This window comes from Eubacteriales bacterium, from assembly GCA_041390245.1.
Taxonomy (GTDB): domain Bacteria; phylum Bacillota; class Clostridia; order Christensenellales; family JAWKQI01; genus JAWKQI01.
The window spans coordinates 514,535-530,980 of record JAWKQI010000001.1; the positions used below are offsets into that span (position 1 = coordinate 514,535).

The 16,446-nt window shown below is 38.8% G+C and carries 14 protein-coding genes and 1 pseudogene; 5 read left to right on the forward strand and 10 right to left on the reverse strand.

All coding sequences use genetic code 11. The annotated features are described in order from the left end of the window. Window positions 1–9 precede the first annotated feature (9 nt). The 10 genes and pseudogenes from srtB to R2876_02685 form a co-directional block, all read right to left on the reverse strand. Window positions 10–855: a class B sortase gene (gene srtB, locus R2876_02640; GenBank protein MEZ4357514.1), complete on the reverse strand. Its 846-nt coding sequence runs from the start codon at window positions 853–855 to the stop codon at window positions 10–12. A gap of 29 nt (window positions 856–884) precedes the next feature. Continuing rightward, a complete protein-coding gene (locus tag R2876_02645; protein ID MEZ4357515.1) occupies window positions 885–1,388 on the reverse strand; it encodes a dUTP diphosphatase in 504 nt (167 codons plus the stop codon). Between the two features lie 66 nt (window positions 1,389–1,454). Beyond that, window positions 1,455–2,768, reverse strand: a pseudogene (locus tag R2876_02650) (pyridine nucleotide-disulfide oxidoreductase). 87 nt (window positions 2,769–2,855) lie between these two features. Beyond that, window positions 2,856–3,425 carry an ANTAR domain-containing protein gene (locus R2876_02655; GenBank protein ID MEZ4357516.1) on the reverse strand — a complete coding sequence of 190 codons (570 nt, stop codon included), beginning with the start codon at window positions 3,423–3,425 and terminating at the stop codon, window positions 2,856–2,858. Window positions 3,426–3,460: 35 nt separating this feature from the next. Beyond that, window positions 3,461–4,720 (reverse strand): glutamine synthetase family protein, encoded by a 1,260-nt coding sequence (locus R2876_02660; protein ID MEZ4357517.1) that lies wholly within the window; start codon window positions 4,718–4,720, stop codon window positions 3,461–3,463. Window positions 4,721–4,768: 48 nt separating this feature from the next. Further along, the gene (locus R2876_02665; GenBank protein ID MEZ4357518.1) at window positions 4,769–5,491 is read right to left on the reverse strand and encodes a glutamate synthase; all 723 of its coding nucleotides are present in this window, start codon (window positions 5,489–5,491) and stop codon (window positions 4,769–4,771) included. Then, window positions 5,491–6,717: an FAD-dependent oxidoreductase gene (locus R2876_02670; protein ID MEZ4357519.1), complete on the reverse strand. Its 1,227-nt coding sequence runs from the start codon at window positions 6,715–6,717 to the stop codon at window positions 5,491–5,493. The genes R2876_02665 and R2876_02670 overlap by 1 nt, the downstream gene beginning before the upstream one ends. A 5-nt stretch (window positions 6,718–6,722) precedes the next feature. Then, a complete protein-coding gene (locus R2876_02675) occupies window positions 6,723–7,151 on the reverse strand; it encodes a 4Fe-4S dicluster domain-containing protein (protein MEZ4357520.1) in 429 nt (142 codons plus the stop codon). A gap of 3 nt (window positions 7,152–7,154) precedes the next feature. Further along, complete coding sequence (locus R2876_02680) at window positions 7,155–8,660, reverse strand: glutamate synthase-related protein (GenBank protein MEZ4357521.1); 1,506 nt, start codon at window positions 8,658–8,660, stop codon at window positions 7,155–7,157. After that, entirely contained in the window at window positions 8,651–9,751 is a 1,101-nt protein-coding gene (locus tag R2876_02685; GenBank protein ID MEZ4357522.1) for a glutamine amidotransferase family protein, read from the reverse strand. The genes R2876_02680 and R2876_02685 overlap by 10 nt, the downstream gene beginning before the upstream one ends. Before the next feature lie 398 nt (window positions 9,752–10,149). On the opposite strand from R2876_02685, the gene R2876_02690 reads away from it, so the two are divergent. The 5 genes from R2876_02690 to R2876_02710 all read left to right on the forward strand — a co-directional run bounded on the left by R2876_02690 (window position 10,150) and on the right by R2876_02710 (window position 16,440). Further along, entirely contained in the window at window positions 10,150–12,243 is a 2,094-nt protein-coding gene (locus R2876_02690) for a glutamine synthetase III (protein ID MEZ4357523.1), read from the forward strand. A gap of 322 nt (window positions 12,244–12,565) precedes the next feature. Beyond that, the gene (hprK, locus tag R2876_02695) at window positions 12,566–13,495 is read left to right on the forward strand and encodes an HPr(Ser) kinase/phosphatase (protein ID MEZ4357524.1); all 930 of its coding nucleotides are present in this window, start codon (window positions 12,566–12,568) and stop codon (window positions 13,493–13,495) included. A 60-nt stretch (window positions 13,496–13,555) separates the two neighbouring features. Then, entirely contained in the window at window positions 13,556–14,764 is a 1,209-nt protein-coding gene (locus R2876_02700; GenBank protein ID MEZ4357525.1) for a hypothetical protein, read from the forward strand. Between the two features lie 58 nt (window positions 14,765–14,822). After that, window positions 14,823–15,731, forward strand: a complete 909-nt coding sequence (murB, locus tag R2876_02705; protein ID MEZ4357526.1) for a UDP-N-acetylmuramate dehydrogenase — start codon at window positions 14,823–14,825, stop codon at window positions 15,729–15,731. Then, on the forward strand, window positions 15,718–16,440 hold the full coding sequence (locus R2876_02710; protein ID MEZ4357527.1) for a PHP domain-containing protein: 723 nt from the start codon (window positions 15,718–15,720) through the stop codon (window positions 16,438–16,440). Before murB ends, R2876_02710 begins: the two co-directional genes overlap by 14 nt. Window positions 16,441–16,446 lie beyond the last annotated feature (6 nt).

Genomic DNA, 16,446 nt, shown 5'->3' on the forward strand with positions numbered 1-16,446 from the left:
AAACTTAGTTTAGCTTAAGCTGTCTATTGGAGTAAGCTTCCCATATAAGACATATCTTGCATTTGAAAACTCATACGTGCACGTGGCAAGCGTGATTATCCTGTCGCTTGCTGTTACTTGAACATCAGACTCAAAATCCGATTTTTCTTTTCTTTCCTTAACAAATGTTTCAAAAGCATAGTCGTCTATAAAATTAATTGTAAAACTGTCTTCATCTACGCTGCTTACATACCCGCTGAATAAGTCTATCCTATATTTCGTGTCGGGCGTGATTAAATACATAGTCGGGTGCTTGTCATAATAACTTTGCTTTTTATAGTTGACAATGCTTGCAAACATAGCCCCGCTTTTCATATGATGCCCGTAAATAATAGTATTGCGCATGCTGAAATCACTGCTGTTTCTATAATCCATAAACAGTGAACCTAGCTTGTTTTTTGTTCCGTTTGGGAGATGAGTCAAATAATAAGTGTTGTCATCGCCCTGAACTATAGGGTAATTTATAACGGTGCCGTCATTTATTATCCACGCTATAATATCTGAATTTATCTTCTTCAGTTTGTTAAAATCCACTACGTATTTAGAAGAGGAGCCACTGCTTCCACTGCTTCCATTGCCGTCTTCTCCATCGTTGTCCGCGCTCTGGCTTGGCTCTGGGCTTTGCGTTTCGCTGTCCTGGTTTTCGTCTGTAATTGTTACATAATCGCTTGCTATATCTTTATATACATTGTCTCCCTCTTGGTATTCAGATACGTCAGTATAAATCATATATCCACTGATAAGCGCACCGATTACTGCAATAATTATAATTACATTTAAAATTATATTCTTTTTCTTTTTTTTTGCTTCCTTCACACTTTTTCTCCAAAAAACACTTTATAGTTTTATTTAGGCGAGTCTGTGCTTCCAAAGCCGCCGTTTCTAATATCTTTGACATCGTCATCGACAGTTATTCCATACTCGACAAAAATGCCCTGCGCAAAACCATCGCCTTTTTTTATATCTAAGGTCTTTCCTTCGTTAGAATCGTTAGTTATCTTGATAAATATATGTCCCTCATTGTCTGAAAAGTAATAGTCGCTGTCAATTATACCGACAGTATTATTAAGCTGCAGCCTGAACTTAAATCCAAGCCCGCTCCTCGGGTACATTTTAAGTACCCACCCATCGTCTATCTTAACCCTTAAACCAGTCGGTATCTTTATAGTTTCCCCAGGTTTTAGTATAAAATCAATGGGTGAAAAGAAATCATACCCCGCAGAGCCGCTCGTAGCCCTTTTAGGCATTTTTATTTCATCGTAAATATTTTTTTTATCACCAAAGGCATCTTTCCAGTCTAAAGCAAACCGGCTTTTGGATACCTTTTCAAACTTAGCTATCCTTTTCATATTTACCCCGCTACTTATATGTAAATAAATTATAAATTCTTAAGTATTTTACTCTGTAACTGGTTTAAAAAACTCGCTTGGCGCACCGCAGACAGGGCAGTTCTTCGGGCCTTCTTCAAAAACTTTGCCACAAATTGGGCACTTTACAAGTTTCTTTTTTCCCTCTTTAGTCTCGTTTTCTTTTCCAAGTAAATTAAGCCCAAAATTATATCCAAAGTCGTATGCACCTTTAAGTTCGCTTTCGCTTGGCTTTAAGCGGATACGATACCCATCTATAACTTTTAACCTAAGCTGTTTTAAACGCTCTATTATGTGCGGAACGCCTTCTCCGCTCCAGCCGTAGCTTCCAAATGCGCTTGCGAGCTTTCCTCCATGGATCTGTGCAAACATCGATATAGTCAAATCGTATATAGGATAAAGCGCTTCTCCCACCATAGTCGGCGTACCGAATAAAACACCGTCTGCAAACGTGATTTCGTTTAAAACCTGCCCTTTATCGGTTACCACCATATCAAAGCTCTTTACGTCTATGTCGCCTGCTGCCTTTATCCCTTTTTCTATATAATCAGCAAGTTGCTTTGTATAGCCATAAGCGCTGACATAAGGTATTATTACCGTCTTTTTGGTATTTGGGTTTTTAACTGAAGTCCACTCAGTATAAAGTTTTATTATTTCGTCTACATGGCTGTCTAATACCGGGCCGTGGCCTGTACATATCATGTCTATATCAAGATCCTTTATGCGGTTAAGCGCATTTAACATAAATGGTTGCTTAAAAGGACCTATTATATTATCAAAATAGTATTTAGCAGCACGAAGATACCCTTCTTCATCTGTAACCTTACTTCTTAATATCCCTTCATGGCTGTAATGTGCACCAAAAGAGTCGCATGTTACTAGAACCTTGTCTTCTTCAATGTATGTAAACATGGTATCCGGCCAATGAAGGTTAGGCAGTGCCATAAAACGAAGGGTCTTATTTCCTAACGAAAGTGTATCGTTTTCCTTGACAATAAGGCTCTTAAAATCTTTATTTATTATTTGCTTTAAAAAGTTGATTGCGCTGGTAGTACCGACAACTACAATATCCGGGTTTAAACCAATCAGGTTTTCTATGCTGCCTGCGTGGTCAGGCTCCGTATGGTCAACTATAATGTAGTCTATTTTCCCTACGTCTACTATCTCGGTTAAAATCTTTATATATTCATCGTAAAACTTAAGTTTTGCCGTTTCAAACAATGCTACTTTTTCGCTTCCGGTCAAAACATATGAATTATACGTCGTTCCGAATTCGGTTTCCATTATAATGTCAAATATGCGAAGGTTAGGGTCTAAAATGCCCGTCCAGTAAAATCCTTTTTTTAATTCCAATGCTTGCATAATACCCTCCAATTTATTTTTTTAATCTTTATATAATTTAAGAGCAAACGCATGTTTTATATGAACGCTCACTCTTTGATATTATTGTCAATTTTCATATGTCTTAATTATTGCCTTAGCAACTTCTTTCTTCGTTATACGCATATCCATGGCCTGCTTTTCTATGTATCTATGCGCCTGAGGCTCATTTAAACCTAAAGACTGTATAAGTACGAGTTTTGCCCTACCAATCAAACGGTTGTCTTCAAGCTTTTTCTGCAGCTTTACGTTTTCCGTTTTAAACGAGGAAATACGTTTATGCATCGTTTGCGCCAGCTTTAACATACTGAAGAAATTATCACGGTTTATCGGTTTAGGCGTTAAAAGAATACCCTCCGGCTGCATCCTTGCCTCCACTTCATCATAGATCTCAGTGCTGACAAGCATCACAATCCCGGATGAAGTAGTTTCCATCGCCACCAGAGCAAATTCGTGCCCAAACTCATCCTGCAGCGGCGTATTTACCACTATAACGTCAAAATCAATTTCGGTTAAAATGTGCCTGGCCTCTTTGCCATTCCTCGACGTAAAAAACAACGGTCTATCTATTGTTTTAATAATCTTTGTAATTGCATCAGTCTCTTTATCAGAGCTTGAAACAATCAGTATATTCTCCACTATAACACCACCATCTTATAAACTTCCCTTGTTTTTTATCGCCCCGCCTCTGCTTTCTTTTCAAACAAATATTTATCCAGTGTCTTTTGTGGGAGAACTTTTTTTATAAATTCACTTTTTGCCGCAGCATCTATTGCATCGATTAAATTGCCCGGCAAAACCTCTATCTTTTCAAGCTCCTTCTCAGAAGCTTTATTAACATCAAAATCAATAGGACTGTCTAATTTCATGTTTTCTTCAATTCCATCAAGGCCTGCGCTTAAAAGCAACGCAAATGCCAGATAAGGATTGCAGCAAGGATCAGGAGACCTAACTTCCATCCGTGAATAATCAACAGAAGAGGTTTTAGGTATACGTATAAGCTGCGACCTGTTTTGATCAGACCACGTTATATATTTAGGAGCATTAAAAATCCCAAGGCGTTCATACGAATTTACTACGGGATTTAAAAAAACCGTCATACAGGAAATGTGTTTCATAATGCCCGCCATAAAACTCTCTGCTTCGGCACTTTGCTTTTTGCTGTCATTTTTGAATATATTGAATCCGTTTTTATAAAGTGACATGTTTACATGCAGCCCGCTTCCCGCTGTACCTTTTATCGGGCATGGCATAAATGAAGCTGTTAAGCCCTGCCTTGCGGCAACGGTGTCCACAACTGTTTTAAAAGTAATCAAATTATCTGCTGCGCCAAGCGCATCGCTATACTTAAAATCTATTTCGTTTTGCCCGGGGCCCTGCCTGTGTGCAGAAGATTCGGGCGATATTCCCATCTGCTCTAATGTAAGACATATTTCACGGCGTACATTTTCACCTTTGTCAAGCGGTGCAACATCTAAATAACCAGCATTGTCATGAGGCTTCTTTACTCCGTTTTCATCTTCGGAAAACAGATAAAACTCACATTCCGTGCCTATTTTGCAATTATACCCCATGTCAAAAGACCGGTCTATTACCTTTTTTAGTATATGCCGGCCATCTCCGTCAAACGGCTGCCCGTTTGCAAGCCGTACATCACAGTAAAAACGTACGACACGCCCGTGCTGTGGCCTCCATGGTAAAACTACCAACGTCTGAGGGTCTGGGAATAAAAACAGGTCTGAATCTGTCTGATTCATAAATCCCGGTATTACTGAAGCATCAAAAGATATGCCACTGTCAAATGCACGCGGCAGTTCATCTGGCATAATAGATATATTTTTCAGTTTACCAAACATATCACAAAAGGCTAAACGAATAAACTTTACATCGTTTTCCTCTACAAACTGTAATATTTCACCTTTGGTATACTCCATATTAAAAGCCTCCAACACTTTATTTACTATTTATTATACTATATAACTTTAGTTATGTGTATATAACTGCCTATATGGATTTTTCGTGTTAGGAGTTAGTACATAAAAATTCTTGCTTAATATCTCTTCTTTATTTCCGCCAAAAGCAGCACAATAATCTTCAATATGTTTTTCTATTTCAGCTAAATCCTTTTTTTCAGCTTTATTTACAAGAACCTGCTTTGGCAAATCCATCGTTATTTCATCGCAGCGCAAAAATATCTTTCCGCCGTGCATTCCTGTACCGCAGAAATATCCTGTAGGAGCATTATCGTCACAATTTAAATTAAGAACTATAATTAGCCCTCCGGCCTGATACTCGCCTAAAAAGCTTCCGGCTTTTCCGCCTATTACTAATACAGGCAGCTTGCTCTGGTATGCTTTCATATGAATTCCGGCACGATACCCTGCGTTATCCTTAACTAGTATCTTGCCTCCGCGCATGCCATATCCAGTTGCGTCACCGGAATAACCGTGAACGCAAATAACACCATCATTCATAGTATCCCCAGTTGCATCCTGAGCATTACCGTTAACCGTAATATTTGCACCGTCTAGATATGCTCCCAAAGCATTACCCGGTGTACCGTTTATTGTTATATTCTTATTTTTAAGTCCAGCTCCAATGTAACGCTGCCCTATGCAGTTATCTATTACTATTTCTTTATCTTTAGAATCCCTTACCATGTCGTTAAGAGTCTTAAAGTGCATATCTTTAGCATTTATCTTCATTACTTTGCTCCTCCAAGCTTTTTACTTCTCTCAACCTTTGAAAACGCCATAAGCTGTGGCTTTTCTTTTATAAGCTCAAAGTCTATGGTATCAAGAGGTGTTTTTTCACGTATCAAAGAAGTATAAATGCCTGCACGTTCTACATCCCCAATTAAGATATATCCCTTTAAAAGGTTATCTTTTGTCACAAATTTTTTGTATACGTCTTCCTTGGTCTCAACACATTCTTCTCCGACATAGCTACCAGCGGTAATTATATGCAGCCCGAAAAACCCTATTGCGTTCATCGGCATTGCTTTTTCAAATTGATTGCTTCCGCCTGCCATGTTTATTCCAGCGCATTCGCCTTGCATATATGCGTTTGGCAGTAAAGCCAGTATACGCTGCTCGCATGTTACCGAGTCAAAACAAGTAGTACAGTCTCCTGCCGCATAAATGTCTTTTAAGCTGGTAGAGCTGTCTAAATTAGTTACTATACCGCGAGATACGTCTCCTCCTGCTTCCTGGATAAGTTCTACATTCGGGCGAACTCCAACGGCGATTACTAATATATCAAAATCTAATACATTTCCACTTGCCAGGGTTGCTTTGTTTGGCGTAAACTCCGCAACGCTATCCGATAAATAAAACTTGATTCCCTTTTTCTTAAGAAACTTCTTTACGATTTCAGAACCCTTTACGTCTAAAATGCTGGGCAGTATACGGTCCGCTAAATCGACGACAGTAATACTTTTTACTTTTTCAAGTATGCCCTCAGCACACTTTAATCCAATAAGGCCAGCACCGACTATTAATACTTTCTTGTCTTTGCCAAGTTCCTTTCCAAGTGCTTTTGCATCGTTTAACGACATAAATGTGTGATACTTAACGGTATCCAGCCCTTTCATAGGAGGAACAAATGGTTTTGACCCTGTTGAAACCATTAATTTGTCATAAGGTATCACCTTGTCATTTGACAAGATTACTTGCTTTTTATCCTTATCTATTTTAGTTACGCGTACTCCAAGTATCGGGGTTACGCCGTTTTCTTCATAAAAATTATCCGGGCGGTACTTCATTTTTTGCTCGTCAGTTTTTCCGAGAAGCAAATAAGATATAAGCGGCCTTGAATATGTGTGATGCGGTTCATCTGAAATAACTGTGATCTCACCTTTTTTGTCTACCTGACGGATACCTTCAATACAACCGATTGCAGCTGCTGAGTTCCCAATAATTACATACTTCATATTCTTTACCTCTCCTCAAATACAATGGCATTATTTGGACATCCGGCAACACATGCAGGTTCTCCAGTCAAGCTCTGCGTACAAAGTTCGCACTTTTGCATTGCTCCATTGACAGACGGCATGATAGCACCATACGGGCAGGATAAAATACAAGTATAGCATCCAACGCATTTGTCTTGGTCAATAGTAATTAATCCGTCTTTTCTTGTAAGTGCGCCGCTTATGCAGCCTTTAACGCAAAGAGGTTCTTCACAGTGCCTGCAAGAAACTGCAAAGCTAATATTCCCGCGTTCTTCTATATGGATACGCGGATTGATTTTTATATTTTTCAGGGCTTTTGCCATATCCTTTATGTTTGTAGCTGCATATGCGCAGTAGTATTCACATAGATGACATGCCAAACACCATTTTTCATTTACATAAATCCTTTTCATCGCTTATTCCCCCGCATGCTTAATTCCGAGAATCTCTAATTCTTTAGAGTTAAGTCCAACTCCCCTTAGCATCAAACGGTTACCCTTTAATGCCTCTATGGAGTTGATTCCCATGCCACCTAACATCTCTTTGATTTCATGTTCCCATGCAGTTATCAAATTGACAAGGCGCTTATATCCAACATCCGGATTCAACCGGCGGACTAACTCCGGCCTTTGCGTTGCTATGCCCCAGTTACATTTGCCGCTGTGGCAGGACCTGCAAAGATGGCATCCAAGAGCCAAAAGCGCACTTGTAGCTATGTAAACCGCGTCTGCTCCAAGAGCTATCGCCTTTACTATATCTGCACTGTTTCTTATGCTTCCGCCTATAACAACTGATACGTTCCCGCGGATCCCCTCATCGCGAAGCCTTTGGTCTACACTTGCTAGAGCTACTTCTATCGGAATACCTACGTTATCGCGGATTCTAGTCGGGGCAGCACCTGTACCGCCTCTGAAACCGTCTATTGAAATGACATCAGCTCCGCTTCTGGCAATACCAGAGGCAATGGCCGCAACGTTATGTACGGCAGCGATCTTTACTATAACCGGCTTTTTATACGCCGTTGCTTCCTTTAGCGAGTAAACGAGCTGCCTTAGATCTTCTATAGAATAAATATCATGATGCGGTGCCGGCGAAATAGCGTCAGAGCCTTCCGGTATCATACGTGTCTTTGAAATATCACCTACTATTTTAGTTCCAGGCAGATGACCGCCGATTCCAGGCTTTGCACCTTGGCCTATCTTAATTTCGATTGCCCCGCCCGCTTCTAAATAATCCTTATGAACTCCGAAACGCCCGGATGCAACCTGAACTATCGTATTTTTACCGTATTTATAAAAATCCTCATGTAATCCGCCTTCACCTGTGTTATACATTATGCCAAGTTCCTGTGCTGCGCGCGCTAAACTCTCGTGCGCATTGTAGCTTATCGAACCATAAGACATAGCAGAAAACATAATAGGAACGGACAATTCTATCTGCGGAGTATCTTTAGGCACGATATTGCCTTTTGCGTCGCGGACTATTTCCATATCCTTAGTCCCTAAAAACACCTTGGTTTCCATCGGCTCACGCAACGGGTCTATAGACGGGTTGGTAACCTGCGAAGCGTTGATCAGCATTTTATCCCAATAAATAGGCAGCGGCTTTGGGTTGCCCATTGAAGACAATAATACGCCGCCCGTTCCTGCTTGGCGATAAACGTCATTTATCGATTCCCCGGTCCAGCTTGCATTTTCTTTGAAAGTATGGTCGGTTTTAACTATCTTAAGCGCTTTTGTCGGGCACAGTGAAACACACCTATGGCAATTTACGCATTTGGCGTTATCCGAAACCATAATATTTCTATCTTCATCATAACTGTGAACCTCATTTGCACACTGACGTTCACATACTCTGCATGTAATACATTTGTCCTGATCTCTTTTAACTTCATATTCTGGGTATAAGAAATCTATCGGCATACAGTTTCACCCCCATCCAACGTAACAATAACTGCTTCTCCACCTTTAGGTGACCAGAATTTATCTAAGTTAGGTTCAATAATGCGGATAGCACATTCTTCACTGGCCATATAAACCATATCGTCTTTTTCTCCTACAACCATTGACCTAAGTTTTAATCTATCATTTAATGCCATCATTCCGCCTTCGAATCCTACTAATATCGAAAACGGCCCGGTTACAAGCAAACTCGAAAATACGTTCCTTAAATATGTAAGGCGCTTGCGCTCTTCTTCCGGTTTCTTGTCTATAGTAGCCCAGAAGGGAGCAGCCATTATTAAAGCGACCTCACTAAATGTCAGCTTTTTCTTCCTATGTAAATAATCTACTATATAGGTAATTACTTCAGTGTCTGTTAAAAGAGTACACTTGTATCCAAACATTTCTATAAATCTGCGGTTTGCATCGTATGAAGAAATTTCTCCATTATGTACTACCGAATAACCGAGCATAGCAAACGGATGGGCTCCTCCCCACCATCCCGGCGTGTTGGTTGGATAACGCCCATGTGCAGTCCAACTGTATCCTTCATACTCCTCTAAACAATAAAAATCTCCGACATCTTCCGGAAAACCTACTGCTTTGAAGACGCCCATGTTTTTTCCGCTTGAAAATACATATGCCCCGTCTATTTTAGAGTTGATTTTCATAACACATCTGACTACAAATTCATCTTCTAAAAGCTGGCTTTCTTTTATTTTAGTCTGAGTTGGCAGCACAAAATACCGCCATATTAACGGTTCATTTGTTATATTGCGGTTCTTGCGTAGTGGAATTTTTGATAAATGTATAATATCAAAATGCCTTTCCAAAAACTTTTCACAGGCATCTTTTACTTTCACATCGTCATAAAAAATATGAAAAGCATAATAATCTTTATATTGCGGATAAATACCATACCCAGCGAAACCGCCGCCGAGGCCGTTTGACCTGTCGTGCATGGTAGAAATAGACTTAATAATCGTCTTGCCGTTTATGTTCTTCCCGCTCTTTGAAAAAATGCCAGATATCGCGCATCCTGAAGGTATCCTGATTTGTCCTTCCTTTAGCATCGTTGTTCCTCCCTTATATCCTCCCCTATAAATAAAAGGACGCCCTTGATGAAAAATAATTTTTCTCAATAAACATCCTCGTCCGTGCCTTTTATTCTATAACAAATGTCTAGCTTTGTCAACAACAACTGAATTATTTATAAGTAAAACTTGCAAACCCAAATTCAGTTATTTTTTGAATATTGTTACATATTATATAATAGCCTTAATTTAAGTATATTACATTATAATATTTAAGTTACTTAACTATAAATGTAGCTTGATATTTTTTTAAAAAAATATTGACATTAATTTGCATCCGGTATAAAATAATGTCTATAAACAGCAATGGCGCTGTGAGCATAGTGCTCGCAGTGCCATTTTTTTAATTTTTAAACTATAGTTTGGAGGGTGAATCTATGGGTAATATAACCGAATTATTTGGCTCTATGGTGTTTAATGACACTATCATGAGAGAACGGCTTCCCAAAGAAACGTACAAATCGTTAAAGAAAACAATTGATTGTGGGGAACCTTTAACACTTGGGGTCGCAAATGTAGTTGCAAATGCAATGAAAGATTGGGCAATTGAAAAAGGAGCAACTCACTTTACACACTGGTTCCAGCCAATGACCGGTGTAACTGCAGAAAAACACGACAGTTTTATTTCCTCAAACGGAAATGGAACTATAATAATGGAGTTTTCAGGCAAAGAGCTTATTAAGGGCGAACCTGATGCTTCCAGTTTCCCTTCCGGTGGATTAAGGGCAACTTTTGAAGCCAGAGGATATACAGCATGGGATCCGACTTCCTATGCATTTATTAAAGACGGAACACTTTGCATACCTACTGCATTCTGTTCGTATAGCGGCGAAGCGCTTGACAAAAAAACACCGCTTTTACGTTCTATGGAAGTTCTAAGCGATCAGGCCATGCGTATATTAAAATTGTTTGGCAATAGCGATGTTTCTTCTGTTATAACAACTATTGGTGCAGAACAGGAATACTTCTTAATCAATCAAGACACGTATAAAAAGAGGAAAGACTTAATTCTCTGTGGCAAAACACTTTTTGGGGCAAAACCTCCAAAAGGGCAGGAATTGGAAGACCACTATTTTGGTTCAATTAAAACTAGAGTAGCCTCATACATGAAAGATTTAAATAGCGAGCTTTGGAAAATAGGAATCCTTGCCAAGACGGAGCATAACGAAGTTGCACCTTCACAGCATGAATTAGCTCCTATTTTCACAAATTCCAATGTGGCAACCGATCAGAACCAATTGACTATGGAATTAATGAAAAAAGTAGCAGAGCGTCATGGTTTAACATGCTTATTACATGAAAAACCTTTTGCCGGCGTCAACGGATCAGGTAAACATAATAACTGGTCTTTGGCTACTAACACAGGTAAAAACCTGTTGGAACCAGGTGATAACCCAAGAGATAACGCTCAGTTCTTGACATTCTTATGCGCAGTTATAAAAGCTGTTGATGAGTATCAGGATCTGTTACGTCTCTCTGTTGCAAATGCCGGAAACGACCATCGCCTTGGTGCTAACGAAGCACCTCCGGCAATAGTATCCGTATTCTTAGGCGACGAACTGACTGAAATACTTGAAGCAATAGAAACCGGTAACCCTTATAGTTCTAAAGAAAAAGAATCCATTAAAATCGGCGTAAACGTATTGCCTAGCTTCCCAAGGGATACAACGGACAGGAACCGTACTTCCCCGTTTGCTTTTACCGGTAATAAGTTTGAATTCCGTATGCTTGGTTCTTCAATGTCTATTTCCGGGCCTAACATCGTCTTAAATACGATAGTTGCTGAAGAATTGAATAAATTCGCAGATGAACTTGAGAAAGCTTCAGATTTCTCCAGCGCACTTTCCGCCCTTATTAAAAAGACAATCAAAGATCATAAGCGCATAATATTCAATGGCAACAACTATTCAGAAGAATGGATTGAAGAAGCAGAAAAACGCGGGCTTTCTAACTTAAAATCTTCTGCAGAAGCTCTTCCTTATTTTGCAAGCCCTAAAAATGTTACATTATTTACAAAACATAAAGTATTTTCCGAACAAGTATTGCTTTCAAGATGTGAAATAATGCTTGAAGGATACTGCAAGACTTTAAATATCGAGTCCTTGACTATGATAGACATGGTAAAACGCGATATAATCCCTGCAGTATGCAAATATATAAAGAGCCTTTCAGAAACTGTTGTTAACGTTAAGGCGGTGTCATCTTCTGTCGACTGCGGAGTAGAAACAGCGTTGATAGAAAAATTATCTAAGCTGCTTTCAGTTCTTGATAAAAAGACAACTGTCCTTGAAAACGCTGTAATACAGGCAAAAGACTATGAGGATTTAAAAGAAAGCGCAAAATACTACCGCGATACAGTGTTTGCTGCAATGCAAGAGTTAAGAGCCGTTGCAGATGAACTTGAAACAAACGTATCTGCTAAGTATTGGCCGTATCCTTCTTACTCAGAGTTGTTATTCGGGATAATATAAGGAAAATAATATGAAATAAACACAAAGGCGTGCAATTTCCTAATTAATAGGTATGTTTGCACGTCTTTAAATTTTCAACCAGGGATACTGTTTTTATTAAGTATCCTGTTAAATGAAAGGTATGGATTTATTCATGCCACCTCCTGTAAACGCGGCTATTATAAATCTATATGTTTACAGGTTTAAAACAGCCACCCTTATAACTACCCAATATAAAAAAGAACCCCTGCTTTCATCTGAAAACAGGGGTTCTTGCTATTTAATATTTGCATATGCCTTATTTAATAGTATAATATAAAAAAGTGTATTTTAAGGAGCTAAAATGAAAAAATACATAACTGTAGAACAATTTGCAAGTGATTTAGATTTAACCATAATATGTCCAGGCAAAAAGCCTAAAATAGAAGTGTCTACAAGTGATATGAACCGCCCCGGCCTCCAGCTTGCCGGCTTCTTTGAATATTTCGGAAGAGAACGCGTCCAGCTGTTTGGCAATGCAGAAACCACATTTTTAAAATACATGGATAAAGACACTCGGAAAGAACGCCTGGATTATTATTTCAGCCATGATGTTCCCTGTGTTATTGTAAGCAGGGGCCGTTTTCCGCTGGACGAAATGGTAGAATTAGCCGAAAAATATGGTACACCTGTTTTATCTTCAAGTTTGTCTACTACAAGGATAAGCCATAAGGCTACCGTTTATCTAGACAAGTTGTTGGCTCCGTACTTGTCTCGCCACGGCGAACTTATGGATGTGTACGGTGTCGGTATGCTCATTACCGGTGATTCCGGCGTTGGAAAAAGCGAAACTGCCCTTGAGTTGGTTAAACGCGGCCACCGCCTCGTATCGGACGACGTCGTTGAGATAATAAAAATCTCAGACGATGAACTTCTAGGCAGGGCTCCTGAAATAACGCAGTATTTAATGGAGATACGTGGTGTTGGCATAATAGACGTAAGCTCTTTATATGGGCTCGGTGCCGTCATGGCAGAAAAAAACATAGATCTGTGCGTTACGTTGGAGCCTAACGTTTCAAATAGTATGGACCGTCTTGGAATAGAGCAGGAATATATTACTATACTCGGCGTCTCAATACCAATGATGACTATACCCGTCAAATCTGGCCGTAATTTGGCAGTTATACTAGAAGTTGCCGCTATGAACTTCCGTTTCAGGGATATGGGGCATACAACACTAGGCGACTTAAATAAGAAACTCATAAGTAATATGAATAATAAAACCGATGATTAAACACGTATTAAAAGTATAAAATCAAAATGCAGCAAATAAAATAAGTAAAAGGTGGTATTTATGAAAAGAAAAAAACCTTTTACTTATTTTTTATGTATCATAACCATTTTGTTCGTATTTATAAGCCCTGCTATTTTGAAAGAAGGCCTTTCAAATTACAGTTATTTCGTAAGCCTCGGCAATGAAGAAGAAGCATCCTTTGAAGGAATTTTAACTTTATGGCATATAAACGGCTGGAGGTCTGAAAGCTCAAGTATATTATCATATCTAAAGAAATGCATAAGTTCTTTTGAGGAAAATAACGCTTACGTGTTTATAGAAGTTGAGTCTCTTTCCAAAGATGAAGCGGCTGCCCGTATTTTATCCGGTGAAAGGCCAGACCTCATATCTTTCCCGTGCGGGTTTTTATCAGACCCATCTTTATTGTCGGAAATAGGGTTTGAAACCCAAATTAATTCAAACATCGCATCTTCCGCTTCCTATGATTCAAAGACATACGCACTGCCGTATACATTTAACAATTACCTGCTTTACTGCTTAAATGACATGTTTTACGATACGGATATAGACCCTTCCTATCTGTCTTCATATAGCCTAAAGGACATCTTTAGTATAGCCAAATACCTGTCTTTGAAAAACGATACTCAAAGCAGCCAATCAAAAGACATGTATGGTTTCGTAGTCCAAAAAGAAACTTCAACGTTGCCACAATGCTCTTTGCCATTTTACGTAACAGCTGAAATAGAAAATTCCGGTTTATCTAAACCCTCAGAACTACCTGGCGCTACCGGAAAAGAGCTTTTATACGAAGCTCAAAATGGATATTCTCTCTTTGCTTCGGGTTCAGCCGCTTTTATGCTGGCATCTCAGGGTTATTTAAGTTCGCTTGCAAACGAAAACTCCCTATCAGAATTTTCGGTAATATCTTCATGTGACTTTACCGATATGATACAGTATATCGGTGTCGTTAAATCAGATGATAATTTAAAACTTAAAACATGCAGAAAATTTGCCAACAGTATGCTTTCTTTAAATAACCAATCCCGCCTCAGTGAAATAGGCACGTGCCCTGTTATATATATAGAAGAAATATTTAGCCAAAACGAAACCCTTTTTAATATATACGAACGTATGCTTAAAAAAGGTGTTTTCCCAAATACATTTTTATATGCCAAAAATATCTCCACTGCTCAAAAATATGCCCAAGAAATCTCTTCTGGAAACCTAAGTTCACTTGAGTTTTTAAAAGATATAATGCTGCTTGGCTAACTTGTAAAAGATCATTATATGCAGTATAATTTAATTGAAAATGAGGGCTTTAAAACATATGACAAATAAACTTTTTTTAAAATCATTTAGTGAACTTGGTGTTAAAGTTCTAAAAGATGTACCTATGTCGAAGCATACCACTTTTTGTGTCGGCGGTACGGCAGACTATATGATTTTTCCGAAAAATACCTCAGAACTGATAAACACTTTAAATAACCTAAAAAAAAGTAGCATATCTTATTATATAATCGGAAAAGGTTCTAATTTACTGGTAACTGATAAAGGGATCCGCGGAGCCGTTATAAAACTTTCCGATAATTTTTCCGATATAAGTTTTAATGGAGATATAGCCTTAGCCTCCAGCGGAGCTCTTTTAGGGGAACTGCTCCGGGATGCACATAAAAACGGCCTTTGCGGAATGGAGGCTCTTGGAGGTATCCCTGGCACTATTGGCGGAGCCGTCGTAATGAATGCAGGCGCTTACGGTAGTGAAATATCCGATTTCATTTTAAACGTAAGGGCAGTTGATGAATCCGGTAGCATAGTTACTTTAGATAAAGATAGTTTAGAACTAGGATATAGGACTAGTAGTATACTATCTAAAAAACTTATAGTTATAGATGCATCATTTAAGCTTAAATCTGGTGACATAATCACCGCAAAAAAGCTACTTTCAGGCTATAATAAAAAAAGACATGAAAAACAGCCACTTGATTTCCCCAGTGCCGGCAGTACTTTTAAACGCCCTAAGGGCTATTTTGCAGGTACGCTTATAGAAAGCGCGGGGCTTAAAGGTTTTTCAATAGGCGGTGCACAGGTTTCTGAAAAACATGCCGGTTTTATAATTAATACGGGAAAAGCCTCTGCATATGACGTTATAGCACTTATCGAACATGTCAGAAAAACCGTCTTTGATAAATTTGGAGTCGATTTGGAACCGGAGGTAAAAATAATTGGCGAACCTTAAAATAATTGCCGATTATCATACGCATACTATATTCAGCCATGGTAAAAACACCATAGAAGAAAACGTATTAGCCGCAATTGATAAGAATTTAAGCGAAATAGCAATATGCGACCACGGCCCGTCTCATATATTTTATGGAATTAAGAGGCATAAGCTAAACGAATACTTAGATGAAATAGCCCGTGTCAAAAAAAAATACAAAGATAAAATAAAGGTATTGTCCGCACTTGAGCTAAACGTCCGTTCATTTAACGGGTTTATAGACGTTGATAGTGAAACCGCAAAACGCTTCGACATACTTTTGCTCGGATATCATAAAGCAGTCTGGTGTGACAGTCTGGATTCGTTTTTCTACTTCACCCTGATGCGGCGATTTAATAAAAAAAATGTGGATAAAACCACTCGTGCATATATAGAAGCCATTAAGAAAAACAACATTTTCTTAATAGTACACCCCGGATACGGTATGCGGCTTAACTATGATATGTTAATCCCTTATCTTAAAAAATATGGCACGGCTGTTGAAATAAATTCATCACATAACGAGCTATCAATTGAAGATATAGATGCATTTACTAAAGCGGGCATTAAATTAGTTATATCAAGTGATGCCCATGAAAGCAGCCTGGTCGGAAACTTTGACGACGCTTATAAATTTGCCGAATCTGCTGAGCTTTCAAATTACAATATACTAAATGCAAATGAATAATGTATT